This window comes from Rahnella sp. AA, from assembly GCF_002834385.1.
GTDB lineage: Bacteria > Pseudomonadota > Gammaproteobacteria > Enterobacterales > Enterobacteriaceae > Rahnella.
In genome coordinates this window covers 79,473-100,477 of sequence record NZ_PITQ01000013.1, presented here as the reverse complement: position 1 = coordinate 100,477, position 21,005 = coordinate 79,473, and the positions used below count along the sequence as shown (strand labels likewise).

28 protein-coding genes are annotated in these 21,005 nt (G+C 53.3%); 2 read left to right on the top strand and 26 right to left on the bottom strand.

Translation table 11 applies throughout. The features are described from left to right. Positions 1 to 2: 2 nt before the first annotated feature. The 18 genes from traF to traM form a co-directional block, all read right to left on the bottom strand. Positions 3 to 746, bottom strand: coding sequence for a type-F conjugative transfer system pilin assembly protein TraF (gene traF, locus CWS43_RS23690; RefSeq protein ID WP_101079612.1), 744 nt, complete (start codon positions 744 to 746; stop codon positions 3 to 5). Continuing rightward, positions 743 to 2,611 carry a type-F conjugative transfer system mating-pair stabilization protein TraN gene (gene traN, locus CWS43_RS23685; protein ID WP_198555917.1) on the bottom strand — a complete coding sequence of 623 codons (1,869 nt, stop codon included), beginning with the start codon at positions 2,609 to 2,611 and terminating at the stop codon, positions 743 to 745. Before traN ends, traF begins: the two co-directional genes overlap by 4 nt. Next, positions 2,608 to 3,222, bottom strand: a complete 615-nt coding sequence (trbC, locus tag CWS43_RS23680) for a type-F conjugative transfer system pilin assembly protein TrbC (protein ID WP_101079610.1) — start codon at positions 3,220 to 3,222, stop codon at positions 2,608 to 2,610. Before trbC ends, traN begins: the two co-directional genes overlap by 4 nt. Beyond that, positions 3,219 to 3,440 carry a TraR/DksA C4-type zinc finger protein gene (locus tag CWS43_RS23675; protein ID WP_101079608.1) on the bottom strand — a complete coding sequence of 74 codons (222 nt, stop codon included), beginning with the start codon at positions 3,438 to 3,440 and terminating at the stop codon, positions 3,219 to 3,221. The genes trbC and CWS43_RS23675 overlap by 4 nt, the downstream gene beginning before the upstream one ends. Positions 3,441 to 3,451: 11 nt before the next feature. Further along, a complete protein-coding gene (gene traU / locus CWS43_RS23670) occupies positions 3,452 to 4,438 on the bottom strand; it encodes a conjugal transfer pilus assembly protein TraU (protein WP_101079606.1) in 987 nt (328 codons plus the stop codon). Next, positions 4,435 to 5,064 (bottom strand): type-F conjugative transfer system protein TraW, encoded by a 630-nt coding sequence (traW, locus tag CWS43_RS23665; RefSeq protein ID WP_101079604.1) that lies wholly within the window; start codon positions 5,062 to 5,064, stop codon positions 4,435 to 4,437. The genes traU and traW overlap by 4 nt, the downstream gene beginning before the upstream one ends. Further along, entirely contained in the window at positions 5,061 to 5,474 is a 414-nt protein-coding gene (gene trbI, locus CWS43_RS23660) for a type-F conjugative transfer system protein TrbI (protein WP_101079602.1), read from the bottom strand. The genes traW and trbI overlap by 4 nt, the downstream gene beginning before the upstream one ends. Further along, on the bottom strand, positions 5,471 to 6,652 hold the full coding sequence (locus CWS43_RS23655; RefSeq protein ID WP_101079600.1) for a hypothetical protein: 1,182 nt from the start codon (positions 6,650 to 6,652) through the stop codon (positions 5,471 to 5,473). The genes trbI and CWS43_RS23655 overlap by 4 nt, the downstream gene beginning before the upstream one ends. Then, complete coding sequence (gene traC / locus CWS43_RS23650) at positions 6,649 to 9,240, bottom strand: type IV secretion system protein TraC (RefSeq protein ID WP_101079599.1); 2,592 nt, start codon at positions 9,238 to 9,240, stop codon at positions 6,649 to 6,651. Before traC ends, CWS43_RS23655 begins: the two co-directional genes overlap by 4 nt. Positions 9,241 to 9,252: 12 nt before the next feature. Continuing rightward, on the bottom strand, positions 9,253 to 9,795 hold the full coding sequence (traV, locus tag CWS43_RS23645) for a type IV conjugative transfer system lipoprotein TraV (protein WP_101079597.1): 543 nt from the start codon (positions 9,793 to 9,795) through the stop codon (positions 9,253 to 9,255). Further along, positions 9,792 to 10,154, bottom strand: coding sequence for a hypothetical protein (locus tag CWS43_RS23640; protein ID WP_101079595.1), 363 nt, complete (start codon positions 10,152 to 10,154; stop codon positions 9,792 to 9,794). Before CWS43_RS23640 ends, traV begins: the two co-directional genes overlap by 4 nt. Positions 10,155 to 10,156: 2 nt before the next feature. Continuing rightward, the gene (gene traB / locus CWS43_RS23635) at positions 10,157 to 11,482 is read right to left on the bottom strand and encodes an F-type conjugal transfer pilus assembly protein TraB (RefSeq protein WP_101079593.1); all 1,326 of its coding nucleotides are present in this window, start codon (positions 11,480 to 11,482) and stop codon (positions 10,157 to 10,159) included. Continuing rightward, a complete protein-coding gene (gene traK, locus CWS43_RS23630) occupies positions 11,469 to 12,206 on the bottom strand; it encodes a type-F conjugative transfer system secretin TraK (RefSeq protein ID WP_101079591.1) in 738 nt (245 codons plus the stop codon). The genes traB and traK overlap by 14 nt, the downstream gene beginning before the upstream one ends. Continuing rightward, positions 12,193 to 12,759 carry a type IV conjugative transfer system protein TraE gene (gene traE / locus CWS43_RS23625; RefSeq protein ID WP_101079590.1) on the bottom strand — a complete coding sequence of 189 codons (567 nt, stop codon included), beginning with the start codon at positions 12,757 to 12,759 and terminating at the stop codon, positions 12,193 to 12,195. The genes traK and traE overlap by 14 nt, the downstream gene beginning before the upstream one ends. 19 nt (positions 12,760 to 12,778) lie before the next feature. After that, positions 12,779 to 13,087 (bottom strand): type IV conjugative transfer system protein TraL, encoded by a 309-nt coding sequence (traL, locus tag CWS43_RS23620; protein WP_101079588.1) that lies wholly within the window; start codon positions 13,085 to 13,087, stop codon positions 12,779 to 12,781. Positions 13,088 to 13,099: 12 nt separating this feature from the next. Then, on the bottom strand, positions 13,100 to 13,441 hold the full coding sequence (locus tag CWS43_RS23615) for a type IV conjugative transfer system pilin TraA (RefSeq protein WP_101079586.1): 342 nt from the start codon (positions 13,439 to 13,441) through the stop codon (positions 13,100 to 13,102). A 104-nt stretch (positions 13,442 to 13,545) separates the two neighbouring features. After that, positions 13,546 to 13,884 (bottom strand): TraY domain-containing protein, encoded by a 339-nt coding sequence (locus tag CWS43_RS23610; RefSeq protein ID WP_101079584.1) that lies wholly within the window; start codon positions 13,882 to 13,884, stop codon positions 13,546 to 13,548. Between the two features lie 774 nt (positions 13,885 to 14,658). Next, a complete protein-coding gene (gene traM, locus CWS43_RS23605) occupies positions 14,659 to 15,045 on the bottom strand; it encodes a conjugal transfer relaxosome DNA-binding protein TraM (protein ID WP_157825433.1) in 387 nt (128 codons plus the stop codon). Between the two features lie 431 nt (positions 15,046 to 15,476). On the opposite strand from traM, the gene CWS43_RS23600 reads away from it, so the two are divergent. Then, the gene (locus CWS43_RS23600; protein ID WP_101079581.1) at positions 15,477 to 15,932 is read left to right on the top strand and encodes a transglycosylase SLT domain-containing protein; all 456 of its coding nucleotides are present in this window, start codon (positions 15,477 to 15,479) and stop codon (positions 15,930 to 15,932) included. A gap of 298 nt (positions 15,933 to 16,230) precedes the next feature. Here the strand turns inward: CWS43_RS23600 and CWS43_RS23595 are convergent, their stop codons facing one another. Continuing rightward, complete coding sequence (locus CWS43_RS23595; RefSeq protein WP_101079579.1) at positions 16,231 to 17,100, bottom strand: LPD29 domain-containing protein; 870 nt, start codon at positions 17,098 to 17,100, stop codon at positions 16,231 to 16,233. A gap of 66 nt (positions 17,101 to 17,166) precedes the next feature. Then, on the bottom strand, positions 17,167 to 17,568 hold the full coding sequence (locus tag CWS43_RS23590; RefSeq protein ID WP_101079578.1) for a hypothetical protein: 402 nt from the start codon (positions 17,566 to 17,568) through the stop codon (positions 17,167 to 17,169). Positions 17,569 to 17,795: 227 nt separating this feature from the next. Between CWS43_RS23590 and CWS43_RS27310 the strand changes: the two genes are divergently transcribed. Next, entirely contained in the window at positions 17,796 to 18,038 is a 243-nt protein-coding gene (locus tag CWS43_RS27310; RefSeq protein ID WP_157825432.1) for a hypothetical protein, read from the top strand. 188 nt (positions 18,039 to 18,226) lie between these two features. Here the strand turns inward: CWS43_RS27310 and CWS43_RS23585 are convergent, their stop codons facing one another. The 6 genes from CWS43_RS23585 to CWS43_RS23560 all read right to left on the bottom strand — a co-directional run bounded on the left by CWS43_RS23585 (position 18,227) and on the right by CWS43_RS23560 (position 20,862). Beyond that, a complete protein-coding gene (locus CWS43_RS23585) occupies positions 18,227 to 19,087 on the bottom strand; it encodes a DUF4942 domain-containing protein (protein ID WP_101079576.1) in 861 nt (286 codons plus the stop codon). Beyond that, positions 19,081 to 19,455 (bottom strand): DUF3085 domain-containing protein, encoded by a 375-nt coding sequence (locus CWS43_RS23580; RefSeq protein WP_101079574.1) that lies wholly within the window; start codon positions 19,453 to 19,455, stop codon positions 19,081 to 19,083. Before CWS43_RS23580 ends, CWS43_RS23585 begins: the two co-directional genes overlap by 7 nt. Before the next feature lie 53 nt (positions 19,456 to 19,508). Beyond that, entirely contained in the window at positions 19,509 to 19,754 is a 246-nt protein-coding gene (locus CWS43_RS23575) for a hypothetical protein (RefSeq protein WP_101079573.1), read from the bottom strand. 87 nt (positions 19,755 to 19,841) lie between these two features. Beyond that, positions 19,842 to 20,201: a hypothetical protein gene (locus tag CWS43_RS23570; protein WP_101079571.1), complete on the bottom strand. Its 360-nt coding sequence runs from the start codon at positions 20,199 to 20,201 to the stop codon at positions 19,842 to 19,844. 46 nt (positions 20,202 to 20,247) lie between these two features. Beyond that, a complete protein-coding gene (locus tag CWS43_RS23565; protein ID WP_101079569.1) occupies positions 20,248 to 20,475 on the bottom strand; it encodes a hypothetical protein in 228 nt (75 codons plus the stop codon). 9 nt (positions 20,476 to 20,484) lie between these two features. Further along, positions 20,485 to 20,862, bottom strand: coding sequence for a hypothetical protein (locus CWS43_RS23560; RefSeq protein WP_101079567.1), 378 nt, complete (start codon positions 20,860 to 20,862; stop codon positions 20,485 to 20,487). Positions 20,863 to 21,005: the final 143 nt, after the last annotated feature.

Below are 21,005 nucleotides of genomic sequence, written 5' to 3'. Positions count from 1 at the left end.
CCTTAAAAGTTCGGCTTAAAGCCGGTGGCCACGTTTAAAAACTGCTTCGACAGGTCATCGGGCGTGATAAATCCGTAGGCCACCGGCTGATAGCTTTCATCACGCGGATTGACCAGAAACAGCGCCGGAAAATAGCGGATCCCCATTTTCTGTGCCTGACCGGTATCGGTGCGGCTTTGCGGCAGCGTCGGGCTTATCGCCCCGTCCACGCTGATAGCAATCAGGCTGATCCCGTTCCCGGCGCAGAAGTCTTTCACCACGCTGGCCAGCAGGCTGTCGCGCGGCTCTTTACCCCGGTAGAAAAAGAACAGCCCGTGGTCGGCGGTGAGCGCTGCAATGGCGTCTTTCGCCTTCACCTGATCGGCCTGCAGCTGCGCGGGCACCGTGCCGTTGTAGTGGCTGAATTTGAGGTTGTAGTCCAGTTCGGGGTACATCAGCATGGCCTGCTTCGCCGACTGGCTGAACTCGCCCGCCTTGCCCGTCCAGAAATTCTGCAATGTCATATAGCGCTTAAAGTTCTGCGGCGTCGGGTACAAAATGGCGGTGTCCAGCGCGGCTTTCGTCGCCTGCTGCAGCTGCGCTTTTTGCTCTGACGGCGTCATGACAGGTGCCGGCGCTGTCAGTTCTGATTCATCTTCATCCTGCGGCTCGTTGTACCAGTGCCAGCCGACCGAATCATTCAGCGCCGGCTGGTTGGCCTGCGCCGTTGCAGCCAGCAGAATGAGCAGACAGAGTGCATGTCTCATTTTCCGCCTCCCGCCTGCTGCATCTGCGCCGCAACCTGTTCTTTGATGCGCTCAGCCAGGGCGTCACCGTCCGGGATGGCGGAGCCGTTTTCCAGGTCGGCATAGAAGTTTTTAAAATCCATGATGGCGAAGTTCAGCGCCTGCAGCTGCGCGACGTTGATGCCGGCACAGTTCGGGGATTCGGCTGAGCCAAAGCCGATCCCCAGCTGCCACTGACGTCCCTGCTGCTGAACAATCTGGGCAAGCTTGGAGTCAAATACGCAGTAGCTGCGCTTTTTCTCAAGACACACGCCCAGCACTTTTTTGCTGCAGTATTCGCCCACATCCACCGTCAGAAGGCGCTCTTTCGCCTTTCCCAGGGCCTTTTCATCGCTGCTGCAGTTGGCCAGCCCCACGTCGCTGCCCCAGCCGGACGCTTTGCAGCAGTTGTTAAAGCCGACCGCCGCCTTGCGGCACGACTGGCCGCGACCGGTAAAGGCGCTGACATTGACGTCATTCATCGCCGCGACATCTTTACCCGCAGCGGCGACGGCGGCGAGCTGGGAGACGGCTTTCTGGAAGCTGTCGCTCTGGCCACCCACGATCTGCGCGCAGGAGCCGTCCGAACAAAACACTTCCCCGCCACACAGCATGGCCGTGCCGGTGATTTTCTTTTCACAGCTGTAGGTCACGTTCTGATGCAGACAAATCCCGTCGAGATAGTACGCGCACTGCTGGGTGGCCAGCGTACAGGCGGAATTGGCGGCATAAGTGGCACAGGTGCCTGCGTCGGCTTCCTGCGTCCGGTAGGTGTCGGTGTACTGCCAGCAGTCGCTGTACACGCTGTGCGCAACGCCGTCGACCACAATCTGACGTTCGCCGCCGCCCACGGAACAAGTGCTGCTGACCAGTGCCGCGCCCACTTCCTGCGACAGCGCACAGGCACCCGGCCAGCTGGGCTGTCCCCGCCACTCCTGCTCCTGAACCATCACGGTCATGTTGAGCACGAAGGTCGTTGTTCCGCTTTTAAGGTTGTCGAGCATGGCGCTTAAAAACGTGTCCTGATGCTGACTCTGGTTCACCACAAAATAAACGCTCTGCGTTTGCCCGGCCGTCAGGGCGTAATTTTTGGTGTTTAGCCCGTAGTTGCCATTGCCGTATTTCGGCACCGTCGCCGACGTGCCCAGCAGCGAAATTGTCGTAGACTGCGTGTAGCCGCCGGTCGAGACGGCGCGAACAAAGTCAAAACTGGCGGCCAGTACCGTGCCGGTGACCGGTGAGACAAAGTCGGCGCGCAGGTGCCCGCTCTCTTTGTTGTAGGAAAATGCTGTGATACGCAGGCTTTTTTGCACGTTGACCGGGTAATATTGCCCGATGATGGTGGCATCGCGGGTACAGGTGCGCGTCACGTTAATATCCCGCTCGCAGATATGCGTGGTGTACTCGGTTTTGCTGACCTGCTGCGCCTCACAGCCGTCAAACGAGCCATCAGTGACGCTTTCAGCGTTAGCCTGCGCCTCGGTACCGGCGCTGATAAACGGCGCATCCCTCGAAATGGGATCTTTCGGGTTATTGAGTATCGAGTCGGTGATGGCCTTGCCCGCCTCGCTGGTGGCCAGCGCCTGATTACCCTGCGTATCGAGGTTGGTACTGCCCGCCGTCACGCCGCCGTAGTAGCCCGATTCGGTGGGATTTGCCGTGTAGTTGGGTAATGCAGCAGACGGGTCAAAACCCGTAATGGTTTTTCCACTGCTGTCTTTAATGCTGCCGGCATAACCCGAACCGGCGTTGTACTGGTCATTGGCGTTAGCGGATAACACCCAAAAAAGTGATGCCATCACGAAAAGCAATGCGCACCACAGGAGAACGGTCACCCATTTATTCATAGCGATTCTCCCGCCGCCGTCAGCAGTTGTTTCGCCACCGCGCTGCAGACACCTGATTCGGCGATTTTGCGCAGCGCCTGCACCGGCGCAATGTTGCCACCCACGCGGTCATAGTGACCGTTGCAGGTCACGATCAGTGCCGGCACTGCGGTGATCGCGTAGGTTTTAAAGGCGGTCGGGTCAACCTGCACGCCGCCGCGCTTATCGTCGTTCACCAGTTTAAGTACCGCATTCGCGGTCTGGCGAAAGTCGTTGTTAATCAGCCCGCGCAGCGTGGCCGGAATGCGCAGGCGGTCAGCCTCCAGCACCAGGGCTTTTAGTCCGTCTTCAGGCATCGAAAACGATACGAAATAGAGCGCCTGCGGCACCGGCTTTTCCGGCATGGCCTGCGGCGTGTCAGATCTCAAGCCCTCGATAAACGATTGCTGCGGGGCGCCAAGCGCCGGGTTGGCGGGCAGCGATTTTAAGAAATCCGGCACCGGCGCATGACGCATTGCCTCACCGGCGCGAAGCTGGTCGTTGATAAACTGCTGGTCGTCCTGTACCGCCGCCGCTGTATATGCCGGCAGGGCGAACAAGGTAGCCAGTAACACCGCACGATAATTTTTCATGCGCGCCCTCCGAAATTACGATCACGCACTTCAGTCACTTCCTTGCATCCCACACACAGCTGCACGCCCGGCAGGGTTTTACGCCGGCGGTCAGGGATATCATTGCCGCATTCAGTGCAATACAACGCTGACTGACGCAGGGGCTTGCAGGTGACAGCCTTCAGGCGCAGCTCAAACAACCCCAGTTCCAGTTCAGTAATACGATCGATGTTGTCCATAACCCGCTTCCTTATAAAAATACGCAGTTGCGCTTACGCCAGATGAGATAACCAAAGTTCTTGCGCCCGTTCGGCGGGTTGTGCCCCGCCTCCCAGCGCATGACCGTCTGCCCGAACGGGTGGCACTGCAGAACGTCCGGGTACATGTTGACCATCTGATATCGCCAGCGCTCTTTGGGAATGATGGGGGACGGGTACTCAAAGCAGACCGCCGTGTCGGCGCCGATGGAGTTCATGATCATGCCCTGCCGGTGCAGCTTGAAGGCCATGCGCTCGCTGACCAGCACCGAGGACTGCAGGGCACTGAACTCGTTGGAGACCCAGCCGGAAAACGGGTACATCGACCCCTGCGAACCGGCACACCAGAACAGCGCATCGATGGGTTTGTAAACCGCGCTGGCAATGGCGTCCGCCGCGCAGGCGCCCTGCGCAACGACGTTGTTAAACAGCATGGCTTCGGGGGAAATAATCAGGCCCAGGGAACTGTCGTTCCACATCGGATCCAGTTCGGAGAGGTAGCCGATATCCATGTCGCCGCCCTGCAGGCAACCGGCGGAGGTGATGATATTGAGCCAGTAGGTCAGCGGGTATTTGTACCAGTGGACGTGGTAGAACGCGCCGGCTGCAGTTTTGTCGCTCTGGCCTGCCGTGCCGGAACCGACATTGCCAACATTGAGGTTAAAACCGCCCAGGTTGACCATGCAGTACGGTGACCGCGTCACGTCCGTCAGGGCCATCGGTTCCCAGTAGCCAATCGCCAGCCCGACGCGGTACAGAATGCCCATCGGGCAGAACTGAATGGGGCTGCCAGGATTCGCGGTGTCCGGCACGGTGCCGGTGGACACGGCCACGCTGCCGATGGATATCGGGAAAATACATTCCCAGCAGATATCGGTGATCGGATTCACAAACCGGCCTTCGCACTGCGGGTCGGCAGCGAACGTCTTCGTGCTGCCCAGCAATAACAGCAACAGGGTGAAAGTGCGCAGCAAGCTCATGGCTGGCCCTCCACGGCAAATGTATCAATCTGCAGATAAAGGCCGTCAGGCGCCGCGGTCACGCGCGCCGGCACGGCGGTCAGCGCAAACTTTTTGGTCAGGACGCCGTCCTGATCGAAATAAATGCGCGTGCCAAGGGCCTTGGTCGCCTGCGCGATGTCGCCGTTAACCAGAATGACTTTGACGCTCAGCGTCGTGGACTTCTGGCTCTTAAACCACGCCAGCTGCCGCTTGTCGTCGGCGTCAATAAAGTAAAGGGTCTGCGCGAAGGGCACGCTGTCGAGCGGGTTCACGCGCTGGCCTTTTTTAGCAAACACGGTGCCCTGATGGTCGCTGATGTCCTGGCTGACAATAAAGGTCGGGTCATAAAGACGCGTGGTGTTCTCCCGCGCAATGGCCAGCCCCCGGACCCGAGCCGGACGCAGGCTGTTTTCAATCACCCGCTGTTTAAACTCATCCTGTTTTTGAGCCAGCTCGCCGCTTTTTTCCATGTCGCCCAGCCGCTGTTTAATGGTGCCGACCAGGTCGGGTTCGGCAATCGGGTATAAGTCACCCCATGTGCCTAAATCAGCAGCGCGGGCGGTGCCGAGGCCGCACAACAGCACAATCAGGCAGGCGCGTTTCATTGCTCATCCTTAGCCGCGCGCATCTGGCGGGCCACGTCGCGCTGTATATCGGCCGTAATGTCTTTCACGCCGGCGACCACGGAGGGTGAGACTAAAATCAGCGCGTCATGACGGCGCTGGTAGTCGTGCAGGCTGACATCGAGCGCGGTGGTAAAGCGCAGCGTCAGCACGTCGTTCTCTCCCTGCGTCAGCTGATGCTGCGCGGTCTGCGTCATAAACTGGTCAACCGTGCCCTTCATATCAAAGGCCACGGTGACCGGCTGCTGCCACTGAATCAGCAGCAGGGAAATAGCCGCGTTCAGCATCAACATCGCAACAGACACGATGGCCACCGGCACAATGCAACGGTTGCGGCGTTTACTGCGCTTTTTGGTCAGTTGAGCAGGTTGCGAAAAGGTCTTTTCAGTCATTTCGGTGTCTCCCCTAAACGACGGTAAGCGCCGAGAAATTGCAGTGCTCCGTAATGAGTCAGCCCCATATCCCGCAACTCCATGAGGTTCTCGTCATCTTCAGGCCGGTCAATGCACTGCCCCATTTCCGCATCCGACAGCCAGAGACGGTTCAGCGTGACGTCGTGACGGTTGGTTTTGCGGATAAACAGGCTTTCTTCGGCGGTACCGGGAAGGTAGGTCAGTATGTTTTGCCCGGAGTCGGGCAGAGGATGACCATCCCCCGCTATAAGAAATCGCGCCGCCAGCGGGGAGGTGAGATAAATAATGTGGATTAAAGACAACTTCAGCGCGTCAGTAACGGACTGACAGTCAGGCCACTGATATCCGTGTATCAGGTATTCCCCACCCTCCCTCCGTGCCGTACTCAGGGCTTGCCTGAAAAATGACTGCGCATGAGGCTCAGCAAATGAAGCATTCAGCACGTCAGACTCCAGTACGCATATCACGTCGCGTCTTTCCCGGCTTTGCTGCATATCCAGACGCGCTGTCGGCAGCAATGTCAGCGTTAAAGCGCGGTACAGCTCAGGTTCCTGCGCTTCCATGCGTTCGAAGCTGAATAACAACAAGCCATCCTCAAGGCAAAGCGAAGGCATCGCTCCCTGAAAATACCGGCCCAAGGTTCCGCCCCGCTGATATTGGCGCAGTGCCGTCGTCACCTTACGCACCTCTTCAGACCGCACCGCCTGCCCTTCGAGTGCTTTTACGACGTCATCAATGCGTGCCCTGTTTTGTCGATTACGCCAGACGCAGCGAACGGCATGACGCATTGCAGAAAGGACTACGGCTTCGTTCTGCATGTCGGCATTTGCCAGTGACAACAACCATACGCACAGGCCGGGTACCGAATGTTCGATGTCGATGACATGAGCAAACGGGTTCAGGCTGAGCAATCTGGCATTGATGATCTGTCCGCAGGATTTTCCACAGAACGCATGAAATTCACCGGTGTGATCCCACATCCACACTTTGGCTCCGCCCGCGAGATAACGTGAGAGAACAACTTTGACCAGGGCGTCCCCCTCTTCACCGGCCCCTGTCATGACAATCATATTCGGGTTATCACGGTCGTTGTCCGCCCCGCGAAACAGGGCAGTCCCGTCAACCGGTTCAACGGTTAAATTCTGCAATATTGTCATGCGGCATCCTCCCAGTTTTCCAGCTCATCCATTTCATCGGCAAACTTACGCTTTGCCAGGGCATACACGGCATCGTGAATGTCGACCCCGCGGCTGCGCTGTTCGCGGATAAATTCGAAGTCCTTACCGTCAGAACTGAACATCGCGCGGCTGAGCGGATCTACAAACAGCCGGTGGAATGAACTGGTGTCGTTGATGCGCAGCATAAAGCTGCTGAACCACTGGTCTTTGGCATCACCAAACTTCTCGATCACCTGCCTTTCGTGCTCGCTGAACTGATTTGGCCGGTTTTGGTTGTACTGTTTGAACTCGGCGGTGTCCTGCTTGAGCACCACTTTAAAGGCCGAGTTGCCCCACGCCGCCTTCGCTGCAGAGGACGCATCATCGGCGTCGAAGTCTTTGATGTTCTGGCTGATGGTGATGAAGGAGCCGAGATGGCGCCGCACGGTGCGGTAGCCGGTTTCGATAAAGGCGCCGACTTTCTCATTTTTGAAGTTGAGCAGCTTCCAGCCTTCGTCGATGGTGCAGCACTTCTTCTGGCTGCGCGGGCTGCGGTACATCTTGTCTTCGATGTAGATAATGAGAGAGAACATCACCGCCGCCAGTAGCGCCGGCTTGTCCTGCAGCCCGCCCAGCTCAAGCACGATCATGCGGGCGTCATCGGTCAGGGAAGGCTCATCACTGTTAAAGTATTCGCCGTAAATCCCGGAGGTGGTGTACTTGGCCAGCAGCTCAATGATGTCATCGAGGCGGCCGGTGATCCCCGGCGAGTTGCTGTAGCGTTCGGACTTGCGTTCTTCATCGAGGTAGAACACCACGTCATCAATACGCGCCTGGTTCTTCTTCGCGTTCCAGGCGTTAAGGACGCCTTTGAGCAACAGGTCTTCGTGCACCTCATCCAGCGTGCCGTTCGGGCTGGCCAGCACGGCCAGCTGGTCGCGGATGCGTTCACCGGACTCGTTGATGTTGGTGATATTGGCAAACGGGTTAAACTTGAGCGAACTGCCGTCCAGGTATGTGCCGCCGACGTTTTCGCAAAACGACTTGTAGCCGTCGCCCATGTCGAACACCCAGACGATGCCGCCGGAATCGAGCACGCTGCGCAGTATGGGCTGTACCAGGCCGGTTTTGCCCGCCCCCGAGGTGCCGGTGACCGCCATGTTGTAGTTGGTGTTGCCGAGACCCGTACCGTAAATGTCTAAAAAGGCCAGCTGGTGGCGATAGGACGGGGCCAGCAGGCCACCCCCGCACAACCGGTTGTCGGCCACCAGCGGCATCAGGTTCACCACCTGCGTGCTTTCGGTCCGGCTGGTGGCCCCGCTGGCTTTCATGTCTTCCCACAAGCCTTCCGCCGCCATAAACGGGAACATCGCCATATAATTACGCATCTGCATATAGGTCGGTGCATACAGCTGAAGGCCGTTCTTTTTGAAGGTGTTAATGACCTGCTGTTCACAGATAAGCGCAGCATCGTCGTTGTCCGGGCAAAACGTGGTGATGTTGAAGTAGTAGCGCACCAGACAACTCTGGTTACTGTTCAGACGCTCGCGCAGGTCGCCCCACTCTTTGGCCTGTTTGGTCACGCCGGGAAAGATTTTGGCGTAGGCCGAGTTGGCTTTTTTATCCAGATCCAGGAATTTGCGCGACGCCTCGCCCTGCGTGCTGACCTGATCTTCGGCCTCAAGCGTAAAGGTGATAACGAACGGATTTGAGATGCTCAGATCCGGACTGAGCAGGTTGCAGATATTGTCCCCGCCCTGCCACAGGAAGAAGATGTCCGGGTTCTTCTCGAGCATGAAGTTCATCACGCGGGTATGGGATTTTTTGCCACCCGGCTGGTTGAGCGACACGGTCAGGTAATCGGGTTTTACCTTCAGATCCAGGCTGCGGTCGACGCACACGCGGTTCAGCTCGTCAAAGGCGCTCACCTTCGCCGGCTCGGCGTATAGCTCCCCTTCACGGTGGTTGATCATCTGGTCGATAAGATGAACAAACTCGTCCGTCGAGGCCGGCACGCAGGCAATTTTTGCCGAGTCCAGCGAGGCGCGCAGCACCTTGAGCAGGTGCGTCAGCTCAGTGATGGCCGCCGGCGTACGCTTTTTGGTCTTCATCGCATAGGAGATATACAGGCGGTAATCACGCAGCGTCAGCGGCAGGTTCGTCGGGCTGTTGAACTGCTGTTGCGCTGCACGCTGATAAAAGGCCCTGGTGATGGCATTAAATTTATCGGCATCTTTGCCCGTCCAGCGAAAATCCCGCAGCCCGGCGTCAATCTGTTCGCCAATCACGCGGCTGGAAACGAGGTGGAAAGAGATGGGCGTGTTGCGCGGCAGCTTGCTTTTGACCATGTCATCGAGCACGCCGATGATGTGCTCGTTGGCACCAATCAGCGGGATGGCCTGCAGCAAAAAGCCCAGTGACCCTTTGTTGATAAACAGACCACTCTCCTTATCGTAATCACGGTAAGGCAGATGGCTGCTGAGCTGCGGATACTGCATATCCCCAAGGGTGCGGTTGGCCTCGGCGGCGCCGTCCGGCATTTTAAAAGACGACATCAGACGGTTAAAGGTTTCAACGATACGTTCCATGTTCAGGCGCCCTTATTGAATTGACTGCGGTATCTGCCACTTCGCGTCGTTCACGACGAACGACACGCGACCGGGCTGGTGAAAAACGTCGTCGGTATCGACCCACGGTGCTATCCAGACGTGAGCAATCCCCTCGGCCGAACGTTGCGCACGCACCTGACCGGGACTGTCGCAGCGCCCTGTCGGGCAGGACGGAAGGGACAACGGCGTCACGGACGGGGTGACCAGCGGCCTACTCAGGGGAGTCGGACGCATGGGTGCAGGCGTCGCAGGGCGTACGGCGCTCGCCACAACCGGACGGGCTGGCAGTGCATACGAATTTGCAGATGGCGTGACCGATGCCAATGGCGGCGGATTAACCAGGGCTGGCAGCGCGGCCGCAGCCGGCTTTCCCGCGACGTCACCTGACAGCTGACGCGCTTTCTGATTGGCCTGCCCCATCGTCATGCAGCGGTCACTGGTGGTGGCGTTACATTCAAGATCACCACTGACGCCGGCACAGCCGGTCAGCAGCAGTGCGCCGCCCACCAGAGGAAGTAAAAGAAGGCGTTTCATCGTTTTTCTCCCTGCCCGCACACTACGTCGAGCTTTATGTTGGTGCCGTTGGCATGGCATTTTTGGCGCAGAACGAGATGTAATGCGTACTCGAAGACCTGCAAAACCACGCCAAAGAGCCACGCGAAAAATGCCCCGATGGCCAGACAGGTCACGACATAACATGCGGTATTCAATGCAGTATTTATGCTCTCAGCACCGGACTGCGAGGTGACACCCAGGGCAAGTTCGTAAGCATATAAAGATGAATGGCTGAGTTCCCACTTCAGCAACGCGACGCCAAAGATATGCATAAAAGCGGCGGTAAACCCCAGCGTCAGCATCAGAAAGCGTGCAGTTCCTGCGTTATTGTTACTCATGATTACTCTCCCTTATTTGTATACGGCTGGACCACATCGCCCACCTTGAAATCTTTCAGCTGGTTCATCATGTTCGGAGTAGTGACCGCCTCGGTGGCACTGTTCGTTGCCTGCTGCAGCTGGGTTCTGCGGGCTTTTTTAAGCCGCGCTTCTTCGATGGTTTCCAGCTGGAAGCCGTCCTGAAACACCACGGTCACTTCGTTACCGGCACCAATCGGGATAATCGGGTGATACTGTTCGGCGCGTTTGATGTAGTAATCGCTGAGCGTTTTCGCCGCCTGGCTGACGCCGCCGCCCGCACCGGCCGCCGCCACGTCGCCTGCCCCCATACTTGCGGTTGCACCCAGCCCGACCTGCGGCGTTGAGGCCTGAGAAATCCCTTTGCCAATGCCATCGACAAAGCCGGCCCCGAACGCCCAGCCCAGAATTTTGCCGTTACGCATGACCACCGTGCCCTTGATACCGTTTTTGCCCATAAAGCTGACGTGGCCGGGGATTTTTTGATCGATGATGTCGCTGCCTTTATTGCAGCTGATGCTGCGGGTGCGCACCTCGGCACGCTCGCTTGACACGTCGCCGTAGGCTTCCGCCGTCACAAAGCACCCCGTCAGGTCATACTCTTTGTCATTAGGCATCTGCGTTTTGCCGGTCAGGCGAAACTGCATCGGCGCCGTATTTTGCGCACCGGTCACGGCGGCGTTGGCGTCAGCACCCTCGATAACCAGCGCGTCGGTGAAGCTGCCTGAAGGGATGTAGGGCAGAGCTGGTTTAACAGACTGGCTCTCATAGCTGAATGACGTGTTCTCAATGCCGCCCGCTTTCGGGGGGATAGGCGCAAAGGTGGTTTCACCCGCCTGCGGTACGCCGGCGCCCGGATAGAACTGCGTCGGCGGCGGGACAGCCCCCGGCAACGACTGAGTCATTGACGGCATCGGCTCGCCGGACGGTGCATTACCAGCCGCCTCCAGCTGGGTCTGCAGCAGTTTGTTGTCTTCTTCCAGCGAGTTAATGCGCTGCTGGTCGCCCTTACGGTCGCGCGACAGGGCGTTTAGCTCCGTGCGCAGCGCATCCATTTCGTTACGGACTTCCTTACTGGTGACCTGTGATTCGGTGATCGCACTGCGCTGCACCTTGTCATCAAAGGTGGTATTCACCACACCGGTCATGTCCGGCGCCGGTTCACGGGCGGCTGCTTTGGTTTTGGCTTCTTTTTTTAAGGATAAATTCGAGGCATACCAGCCCGTACCCACGGCGGCGGATATCCCGAGAACTACCGCAATAAACAGGGCAATCTGCTTACGTTTGACCAGCGCATTAATGTTGGCCATCGCTGACCTCCTGTGCGCGGGTGATATACACGGTCACAGACGTGCCCGGCAGCAGGGAGAGCGCGGACGGGGTAAACATCACGGCGCGCACGCCCGTCCGCCAGAAATCCTGTTCTTTGAGGGCCACGGCATAGGCAAACTGGTTGCTGACGCGATAGCGCACCACACGCAGCGCGTTGCCCGTCCACGCCTCTTCTGCCGTCGCTGACAACCCGGCAGGCGCAGGCAGGCGGTCATATTCCGTGCTGGCCGGTGCGTAGCCTTCCGGCATGTGGTTTTTCAGGATGGCTTTATTCAGCTCTACCAGCAGGGACTCATACGGCAGGCTGGTTTCCCACGTTTTCGCCGCCGGACGTGCCACAGGTTCAGCGTTCAGCAGACGGTAACTGCGACCTTCACCGGCGCGCGGCGTGGCCTGTACCGAGACAACCTGACCGTGCTCGGTTTCGATAAACAGCGTGAAGGGCTTATCGCCGGTCGAGGAAAACAGTACCGCGCCGTCACGGGTGTTGCGTTTATCGGTCAGCTTGCCCGCCGCGCTGCTGATGCCGGTAATACGGTCGCCCGGGATCACGATAAGGTTCGGGTTGGTGTTACTGACCGTCAGCTGAAACTGACCGTTCGGCGGAAAGCTCAGGGAAACGGGTGCGGTAGCGGCCATCACCTGAGCAGACAGGAACGCGCAGGACAAAAGGCTGTGCAGTAAACATTTATTTTTTCGCATCGTCCGCCTCCAGGAATGCGGCAATGGTGGTGACGCCGCCGGCGTAGTCCAGTTTGAGCTGGTAATGCTTGATTTCAGACGTGGGTTTGCCGTTACCAATCCAGGTATTGAGCATGCCGCGGATATCCACAATGCCTTCAACTGGAAACACCTTGATTTGCGTCTGGTAAAACGCGCTGCTGACCTCGTTTTGCTTGATGCGGCGCGCCTCGCCAGCGAGCGTTACTTTGAAATCCGCCTGTGCGCCGGGTTTGGCAAAGGAGAGTAAAAACTCGTGCTGGGCATCGACGGTTTCCGGCGATACGTTAAGCCGCAGGGAGAGAAACGACAGGGCCATCATCTGCATATAACCCGGACTGGTTTCCGATTCCGACGTCCAGAAAGGCGCAGTGAACGCCATCGGCACCGTGGTTGTTTTCTGATGCTGTGACAGATAGCGGTTTTGCACCACCAGCATAATGACGGACACCATCGCGAGAATGAGCAGCAGAAAAAGTGCCGCCATCGTCCAGGCGATAATTTTATTAGAGGAGTTCCGGGCGGTAAATTCCATAATACAGTCCCTGATTTAATTACTTAATCCATTGCCGAAAACTTGAGTCAGGTATGACCTTGAAGACGGTGCGAAATAATACGGTGGGGAAATACCAGTACAGGACGTTATAGAGCCACATACTGCCCTTCCCTCTTTTCGCGCTGTGAATACAAAACCAAATCAGCACCGCTAACCCCATTCCAAATAATGCTTTGTGCGCTAACAACCCCCATACTAAGACGGGGATGGAGGGAATAGCTTCATCAAATGGCAATCCGAGAAAGCGGCGCTGTTCACTCAATGTTTTCGGGAAACGGTATTTATCAAGATTGTTTCCCGTATTCATTTTTAATCTCTATTAAGCTGCCAGACCGAACCCGATAGTGGTAAACACGATAACGACCGCAATACCAAACAGCATGAACATATTTTTGGTTTTGATATATGTGATGATACCGACGATTACTTCTGCCAAAATAATCCAAGTGGCAATGGCAGAATTCGCACCGAAGGTATCCGTTACAGTTTCCTTACCCGCAGCCATTAAGTCATCAGCCAGCGCATTACCTGAAAACAACATCAGCGCCGCAATGGCAGGAATAACGCCACCGGCAGCTTTGCGGGCCTGATTCATTTCGGTAAAAGCAGATTTTACTTTTTTGAAGACAGAGATACCCTTTGCCTTGATAGACAATTCCATAATTTACTCCATGTAAAATTTAAAATAAGGGTTTTCGGGTAACATAGTTACACCGCCATAACGCTATCCAATAGGAAAGCGTTATGGCTGCATAACAGATGCTTCTAGTTTATCCTCCTTCCAATACTCGCAATTCCTGAAAATCTTGAGAGATGGTCCTGTATTCTGAGTGAGGCTTCTTTAGATTTTTCCCTGGCATTGATAATCGCACAAATAGAGAGTTTTTTATTGAAATCCATAGGAATACCGACGGTAAGAGTTATCATCACCCCCGGCTTTTTAATATCAGGCACGATCGAATTAAGCGAGTTATTCAAATGATCTTGTAATCTAATGCTCGCTTCCTTCGCCTTGGTACGAAAACTTCTTTCCGATGATTCAGATAGAAATTTGTCATAAAACATCGGTAACTCGACAATAAGTCTTACTTCCTTTTTTTTCATTTCCTGAACTCCATTTGCAGTAAGATTTCATTAAATAATAAGTTAAAAATTCAAAAACTCAAAGTTGTATATATCAACCAAATTTGAAATCAATATTCTCCAGTCTCCACCTAGGCTACAGATCGATTTTGCCAAAAAAGGCGCCAACCATAATGTAAAGAAATGTCAGCAAAAAAACGTGTTTTAAGACGTTGCGGAGTATGCCGGAGGAAAAGATGTATAGGTAATAATTAGGTGCAATCCTGAACGATTACACCTAACAAATTGAGACTGAGAAGTAATTAATCGTTAGCTAACGGCATTAGGTATACACGCCCACCCACTAACAACCTAATAAGAAAGACATTTCTTAACGCCTCACGTGATGGGACATCATATCGCCTTATACATTCACTAAGCGTCTTTGTTGCTGACTGGACCGAGACGCTCCGATAAAGGGCAATATCCTTAAGGGAGAACCCCGTACAAAAAAGAATCAAAGTCTCACGCTGAATGTCAGTAAGCTCGGGAAAGATATTGCGGAAGTAAATAGAATCAGTAATATTCATTATAGCCATAGCAACCTCGTTGTCAGGATGTTTTGGTCAGTTGGTAATAGAGATGGGCGTCTCTATTACCAACGTCAACGCGTTTTATATCACTTACTAAATATACCTTCTTCTTACTATTAAATTCAAAGGCATTTGAAATGTTATTCTATTAAAAACAAATAATATGTTTATTTTAATCCATAATACCAGATCAATTCCCTAGGAATATTCTCTTGGATTTTATCTACTCATCTTCAGAAGTTAGGGGGAAAAACTGCTCCATAATAGTATCTACTCCCATCTTTATTTGAGACGACATTCTAGAAATCTCAAAGTCATCTACCCCGTAAATTTCTGCGTTCCTGGAGGATATCCTTAGTAACTTTTGGGATATAAGGCTGGTTTTGATCATGTTCTCCAGCATAACCTTATTGAATTCAACCTGGCTAAATCCTCCCTCCTGCCTGTTCCTTTGGATCTTATATACGCGTAAGCCAAGCTCTACCAACATAGAAGTCGTATTGGATAGGTTAGCCTCGAACCTGTCCGCGCCTTCCGTACGCTTCTCTAAAACGATATTATTGATTTCTTCTTCTATCGCAGAACTTACGAATGTTTGAATCTTGGGCATATTCATTCCTTAAATGTGCTGATATTGAAGTGGAGTACACAATAGATTCTATTAAAGAATCTGTTTTGATTTTATAGATTCTTATTAGACTATTTGAAAGATTAGATCATAGAGTCCAATCTAAGTAAACCCTTGAATGAATTAATTTATCATCTGGAATAATCCTAATACACTCTGGTTAGAGTGCTCATATAATCTATTTAGATTCTATTTTTTAAACATCCATATAATACGCAGACAAACTTGAAAGCAACCTGCTGATTTAACATGTTAATCATGCAAGATGAAATCTTGCGAGGTGTGTGAGTCTTTTGGTTAGAGGAGCAGGCATTTCTATACTGTCGATTTTTCCGGACTTGTGAATAACCGCGCTTGGCATTTCCTGGCAAAAATGTGAGGATGTAGCAGGGTCTAAGCTAAAGGGAATTATAATGCCAAGGATTGTCACCTGGCTTTGTTTCATTTTCACGTTCGCCGCCAATGCCTCAGATTGTTTTGATGCAGCAGGCAGGGACTATCATATTGACTCGGACCTCCTGCGAGCTGTCGCTTTTCGTGAATCATCGATGGACTCACAAGCGATGAATATCATTAGCCAGGATAAATACGCTGTAGGTAAAATGCAGATCCACTCTCAGAATTTTTCGCACCTCTCACGCTTTGGTATTACGCCGCAAAAACTGTACTCGGATGAATGCATGAACATTTACACGGGTGCCTATTATCTCGCCATCGCTTTCAAGCGCTGGGGAGTGAACTGGGAGTCTGTCGGCGCATATAATGCAGGCTTTTCTCAAAAGCCTGAGCAGAAGGCAAAGCGTCAAAAGTATGGAAAAGAAGTCCACACAATCTACATGAATATAAAAATGCAAAAGACAATTCATTAGTCAGAAAATTGGCAACGACTTATCCACATATCCAAATGAGGACAGCAAGGTTATTTTACCTTTCAAACCCCGGTGAAATAGCCGCAGCGCATTTTAACCTGTTCAGGGTTAAAATGACTGATTGTGGGTATGTGGGTAAGTCGTTCTAATCAGGGCGCCCCCTGGGGCAGCGGGAAGATGGAAAGTGTTTTATTTCCATCGGGGCGGGCGGGGAATAAAATGTGAACCGCTCAATGCGGTAAGCATTTTACCGGCGCGAACAAAAATTTTCAGGGCGGCATAACACCGCCCTTCTCTCTTATTCTATCCCTGCTAGAGTCTCATGTATTTTAGACTGTAAGCCGTGATGGAAAACTTCACGCTTTTCTGACCACAGCTTCCCCGTTCTGAAATCTTCGGCTGTCGGTAAAACTTCAAATTTCAAATCATAGGCAGAAATTATTTTGTCGATCGCTTTTCCGATCATCGCGTCTGAATACGAACGCTTAGCACTCGGATATTGTGCGCTGCCAAAAACCATATTAAACGGCGTCTCTTTGGATACGTAGATATCTTCCATTCCGTTGAAATAACCATCCTTGTATTTGTCGATGATGGCTTTCACTTTTTCCAGCTTCGGGCCATCCGTCCAGTTAACATCCACAGAACCATAATGTCGATTTCGGACAGAAAATTTTATGCCCGTAAACTGTTTAAGTTCTTTGCGAATATTTTTAGCCGCCAGTTTACCGCTGCTGCAACTTCCTTGTTCAAGATGTGCATATTCCGGCGCAGTCTTTAAACGTTGAATTTCTGCTAAAAATGCACGGGCAGTCTTTTCTTCTTCAATCTTTTCTTTGTCTGCACACTCTTCTGCATTTACAAGTAGTCTGCTGATTTTATCGGCGCTGACCACTTCGTCTAAAATTTCCCACTGCACGCCACGCAAAATACACTCCGGTAAACGTTTACTGTATCTCCCGCAGAGATAAACAATATCAAATTCAGCATTACCGCCGCTGACCATAACGCCGCCGCCCATTTCTTCTATGGTGTCCGGCTTTTGTTCACCGTGGATCTGATATACCACGCCACGCCCCAATGAATACAGGTTCGTTGTTACCACAGTACCCACGACAATCTGAGACTGATTTTTTTTATTCTGAGCCAATGAAGATAATGAAATCATGTTGTGCTAGTCCTTTTATGATAGAGGAAGTCTCTCCCCGAAATAAATGAAGGTTTGAATGTCTGCTTATGCGGTGGCGTTTTCTCTGTCCCTGTAATACTTTTCATGCGCTAAAAAATCGGCCAGTTCACTGCGGGCATATTCCACGGCACGGGCGCCTTTCATCTCATATAAACTGATGGCCATCTTCTGTGCCTGGATCCAGAAACAGGCGATATCCCATAAAATTTTCGGCTTCTTACAAGACCAGTCTGTCACGCCGTATAACCGGACGTTTTCAGCCAACTGAAGCACTAACATGCTGACTTCTTCCTGCTCTTCCTCTGGTGACAGCTGGAGATTCCATAAACCAGCCAGACGTAATAACAACGACTGTTGTTCGGCAATCACGTTGTAGATGTTGACCTGTGAAAATCTTTCGGGCGTTTTTCTTGTGGCGGTTTTGACGTTGACGTTATGTGTGTGCATCCGGGTTATCTCCTTAAGGTGAAAAATCATCTAACGGTCTGTTATCTCGCGGCAGGGGCAACGGAGTAACGGCGCAGGCAGACAACAAGGGGCGGAGACAAAAGTTTTACGAGTAACTAGGAAAAGTTTTGGCGGAGTGCATTTCACCCCTTTTGGGCTGACCAGACGGTGCTACGTTCAACCACCCGCGCGATAACAAGCCGTGATGAACACACTGAACCAGACGGATGAATACACCCGACGCGGCGGCACGCCGTGGCGTCCTTAGCGCCGGTGGCTTTATCACCGGCAGTGATAGCGGCGCGGCCATTGGCCGCTGCAAGCCGGTGTTGCCGTTGCGTCAGGGATGGCCGCCCGCAGGGCAGAGACAGCCTGCTGGCTCTGTTCACGACCAGCCCGCCCGCAGGGGACGCCCGGACAAAACAGAGATAACCAGGAAGAAAGAACATTCAGAAAATAAGCAGGTGTAGTAAGAGGATGAGGATCAATAAAAAAAGGAAGATTACGGCAGGGAATATCACCCGGGTTAAAGCAAAGCGCTGAAGAGGTAAATAGAACAAAATGCGGGAGAACCGCCGCGGCGTAGCCGCAGCAGTGACCTGCAAGAGCTTTTCGCGCGGCCAAAATATGGCGGAGAATTCCCCGCCAGCGCACCGGCCTACACTCTTGCAGGCAACATCGACGGATAATAACGGGCAACAATCTCATTCATCCGGTCTACCAGCTCAGGCCGGTTAAATGTGATATGCGCCGTACCCTTTTTGAAATACCGCAGGGAAAAATATTCCCCTTCGTAGGCATTGCCGGAAAAACCTTCCCGCTGGTAGTGGTCGCTGAACTTCGCCCCTTCGGAAATCCGATGATCCGGCACGTTCCGCCCTTCCAGCAGATAGAAAACTTTCGCCAGATCGTCGAGCGTTGAACGCCCTGAAATCGAAAAGGTGATATAGCCGCTGCTGTAAGTATTAAACAGGCGCGACACGATGATTTTTTTCCCAAATTTGCACGGGTTATTTGTCCGGTAATCCCATGACAGCGAGCGGAACACGTCAATCACGCCCTGTTCGAACGTGTCATTTTTGTGGGTATGCAACTGATCAAACGTTGCCAGCACCGTATCCAGCGTGATTTCCGGCATGTCTACACCGTCTGTCTGCCTGTCCCATTCGTCACGCTGCTTACCGCTCATCAACGTAAACATGCCGGTTTCACTCATCAGCCGGTGCCAGATTTTGCCGTCTACGCTCTTTTTGATGGCCTTTTCTGCCCGCTCCGGTTGGTCTGCCCAGCTCACCGCATCCTTCACGCAGACTTCAAAACCATAGAGATACTCCCCGCCGGTGGCGGCTAACAGCAACTTGCGGGCAGAGTTAAGCTTGTCCAGCGCTTCGGCGTACTGTTTCAGGCCGTTTTCCCGCAGGGCAAGAATACGGTCAATCGCCACGGACGGGATCACCTCCCCCGCCCGCTGTCCGTTGATTTCCAAATCGGCTAACGCACTAATCTGTCCGTTTAGCATGATTTTTCCTCCGTATCCCGCTGGCGGGCTGTAAATATAAAGCCGCTGTCCGTGACCTCAATCGCCAGATCCGCCCTGCCGGTCATCAGGGCATCCAGCATTTCTGGCTGCAAATTTAAGCTTTCCCACATGTCGCCATTACCCAGTACGCTATCAATCGCGTCAAAATGCGCCCCTGCGTCGTCCCATAAATCCGGATCAAACCCTTCGGCATAACAGATATTGCGTTTTTTCCGGATAAAGGTTGCGGTTGACGCTGTCAGGTAAATGCCGTCATCAGCCAGAAACCACAACTCACACGCATTTTTATTCACGTCCTGAATGACAGGTGCCAGCGTTTCCGCTTTAAAAATCAGTTTATTCGGCATTGCTCACCTCTTGAAAGTCAGTAAATTGCCGCCCCGCAGGGCGGCAAAGGTCATCAGGCATAAGCCCGTTTCAGTTCCAGCGTGCGCAATACCTGCCCGAGTTCACTGACTCGCATCGCGGGCACCCTGACGGACTGGCGTTTACGCTGACATTTCTCGATGTGACGCCCCAATGCCTTGAGCTGTACGGTGATGTCCTGACTGTTGAGCGGTTCCCGCACAATGCGCAGGTGCTTTTTTGCCGTCTCAGACTTTACAAACAACGCGGACGATGCAATTATCTGTGCGTCGATATTCATAGTGTTAACTCCAATCGGATATTGATAGCCGGTCTAGCTTTCCAAGGGATAAACCGGCACGAGAGAGCAGACGAAAGTCTGCTTTTTTCATTTCTGGTACGTCTCTTCCTTACTTAACACCTCCTTAGTGATCCGGCGGATAATCGCCTCATGCAGCATGGTTGCCTTATCACGGAACGTGAAATAACGCTCCCCAATCTTGGCGTAAATGTCCGTGACGTCTCCGCACACCATTTCAGCCAGTTTGAATGACTCACAGTGTGCGTCCCCTTGCCAATCTTTCGGGTACATCAGCGCAATCGCGTCCATAAATACCGTCAGGGTGATTTCTGACACGTCCGTATAGGCGATTTTTTCACACTGCTGCCAGTAGGCCGCCTCCGCCGCTGCGTTCCATTCAAACCGGTTTTCTCCCGCACTGCCGGTGGTGATTTCAGGTGTATACATGGTGTTTCTCCTTGATTTTAATGACGGGACGATCCCGCCATTCGTACTACACTTCTGTTGATCCAACCCATGAAGCGCCTAAATAGGCTTCTGAGCCTTCACCACTATCATCCGGCTGAACAGTGGTTAACAGGTCATGCGTCCAGCCGTCCTGTGGTGCTTTTTGTCGCAATATCTCAATCCCGCCGAGCGTCCTGATAATCAGGGGGTCATGCCGAACCGGCGTTAAAATATCCGGCTCCCCTTCTCTCTGGTCGGTGATGTATGTGATCATTGTTTTTCCTTATTCCTGCTCTGCTGCAATCTCAGCCATTACTTCACGGTAAGCCGCCTGACTGCGTTCTTCCTGCGCCCACGTCAGCGTGATCCCTTTGCGGTCTGCCGCGCCGATAAATACCGGACGGTCTTTCATCGGCAGGCGGCACAGGTGATCTAATGCACTGCTAATAAGGCGGGACTCATAAATTTCGTAATGCATTCCGCAGCCCGCATTTGCCTGATCTTCAAGACGAGACAGCACCACGTCAGCGCGGATCACATCAAACGGATGGGAAGACGAAATGTCGGTAATAAAGCCGTCCATGCGCAGAGACGTGGTTTGCCCACATCTTTCGGGCGTTTTTCTTGTGGCGGTTTTGACGTTGATGTTATGTGTGTGCATCCGGGTTTTCTCCTGTAAGTGAAAAATCATCTAACGGTCTGTTATCTCGCGGCAGGGACGACGTTGGGATGGATGGGGGCAATAAACAAGGGGCCGCTTGCGGCATTTATCCTCCCTTGTTTTTGAACACAGACAGCACTACG

Excerpts from the sequence above, each read along its gene's own strand:
- traF (WP_101079612.1), bottom strand. The coding sequence starts at position 746 with ATGAGACATGCACTCTGTCTGCTCATTCTGCTGGCTGCAACGGCGCAG.
- traN (WP_198555917.1), bottom strand. The coding sequence starts at position 2,611 with ATGAATAAATGGGTGACCGTTCTCCTGTGGTGCGCATTGCTTTTCGTG.
- trbC (WP_101079610.1), bottom strand. The coding sequence starts at position 3,222 with ATGAAAAATTATCGTGCGGTGTTACTGGCTACCTTGTTCGCCCTGCCG.
- CWS43_RS23675 (WP_101079608.1), bottom strand. The coding sequence starts at position 3,440 with ATGGACAACATCGATCGTATTACTGAACTGGAACTGGGGTTGTTTGAG.
- traU (WP_101079606.1), bottom strand. The coding sequence starts at position 4,438 with ATGAGCTTGCTGCGCACTTTCACCCTGTTGCTGTTATTGCTGGGCAGC.
- traW (WP_101079604.1), bottom strand. The coding sequence starts at position 5,064 with ATGAAACGCGCCTGCCTGATTGTGCTGTTGTGCGGCCTCGGCACCGCC.
- trbI (WP_101079602.1), bottom strand. The coding sequence starts at position 5,474 with ATGACTGAAAAGACCTTTTCGCAACCTGCTCAACTGACCAAAAAGCGC.
- CWS43_RS23655 (WP_101079600.1), bottom strand. The coding sequence starts at position 6,652 with ATGACAATATTGCAGAATTTAACCGTTGAACCGGTTGACGGGACTGCC.
- traC (WP_101079599.1), bottom strand. The coding sequence starts at position 9,240 with ATGGAACGTATCGTTGAAACCTTTAACCGTCTGATGTCGTCTTTTAAA.
- traV (WP_101079597.1), bottom strand. The coding sequence starts at position 9,795 with ATGAAACGCCTTCTTTTACTTCCTCTGGTGGGCGGCGCACTGCTGCTG.
- CWS43_RS23640 (WP_101079595.1), bottom strand. The coding sequence starts at position 10,154 with ATGAGTAACAATAACGCAGGAACTGCACGCTTTCTGATGCTGACGCTG.
- traB (WP_101079593.1), bottom strand. The coding sequence starts at position 11,482 with ATGGCCAACATTAATGCGCTGGTCAAACGTAAGCAGATTGCCCTGTTT.
- traK (WP_101079591.1), bottom strand. The coding sequence starts at position 12,206 with ATGCGAAAAAATAAATGTTTACTGCACAGCCTTTTGTCCTGCGCGTTC.
- traE (WP_101079590.1), bottom strand. The coding sequence starts at position 12,759 with ATGGAATTTACCGCCCGGAACTCCTCTAATAAAATTATCGCCTGGACG.
- traL (WP_101079588.1), bottom strand. The coding sequence starts at position 13,087 with ATGAATACGGGAAACAATCTTGATAAATACCGTTTCCCGAAAACATTG.
- CWS43_RS23615 (WP_101079586.1), bottom strand. The coding sequence starts at position 13,441 with ATGGAATTGTCTATCAAGGCAAAGGGTATCTCTGTCTTCAAAAAAGTA.
- CWS43_RS23610 (WP_101079584.1), bottom strand. The coding sequence starts at position 13,884 with ATGAAAAAAAAGGAAGTAAGACTTATTGTCGAGTTACCGATGTTTTAT.
- traM (WP_157825433.1), bottom strand. The coding sequence starts at position 15,045 with ATGCCCAAGATTCAAACATTCGTAAGTTCTGCGATAGAAGAAGAAATC.
- CWS43_RS23600 (WP_101079581.1), top strand. The coding sequence starts at position 15,477 with ATGCCAAGGATTGTCACCTGGCTTTGTTTCATTTTCACGTTCGCCGCC.
- CWS43_RS23595 (WP_101079579.1), bottom strand. The coding sequence starts at position 17,100 with ATGATTTCATTATCTTCATTGGCTCAGAATAAAAAAAATCAGTCTCAG.
- CWS43_RS23590 (WP_101079578.1), bottom strand. The coding sequence starts at position 17,568 with ATGCACACACATAACGTCAACGTCAAAACCGCCACAAGAAAAACGCCC.
- CWS43_RS27310 (WP_157825432.1), top strand. The coding sequence starts at position 17,796 with ATGAATACACCCGACGCGGCGGCACGCCGTGGCGTCCTTAGCGCCGGT.
- CWS43_RS23585 (WP_101079576.1), bottom strand. The coding sequence starts at position 19,087 with ATGCTAAACGGACAGATTAGTGCGTTAGCCGATTTGGAAATCAACGGA.
- CWS43_RS23580 (WP_101079574.1), bottom strand. The coding sequence starts at position 19,455 with ATGCCGAATAAACTGATTTTTAAAGCGGAAACGCTGGCACCTGTCATT.
- CWS43_RS23575 (WP_101079573.1), bottom strand. The coding sequence starts at position 19,754 with ATGAATATCGACGCACAGATAATTGCATCGTCCGCGTTGTTTGTAAAG.
- CWS43_RS23570 (WP_101079571.1), bottom strand. The coding sequence starts at position 20,201 with ATGTATACACCTGAAATCACCACCGGCAGTGCGGGAGAAAACCGGTTT.
- CWS43_RS23565 (WP_101079569.1), bottom strand. The coding sequence starts at position 20,475 with ATGATCACATACATCACCGACCAGAGAGAAGGGGAGCCGGATATTTTA.
- CWS43_RS23560 (WP_101079567.1), bottom strand. The coding sequence starts at position 20,862 with ATGCACACACATAACATCAACGTCAAAACCGCCACAAGAAAAACGCCC.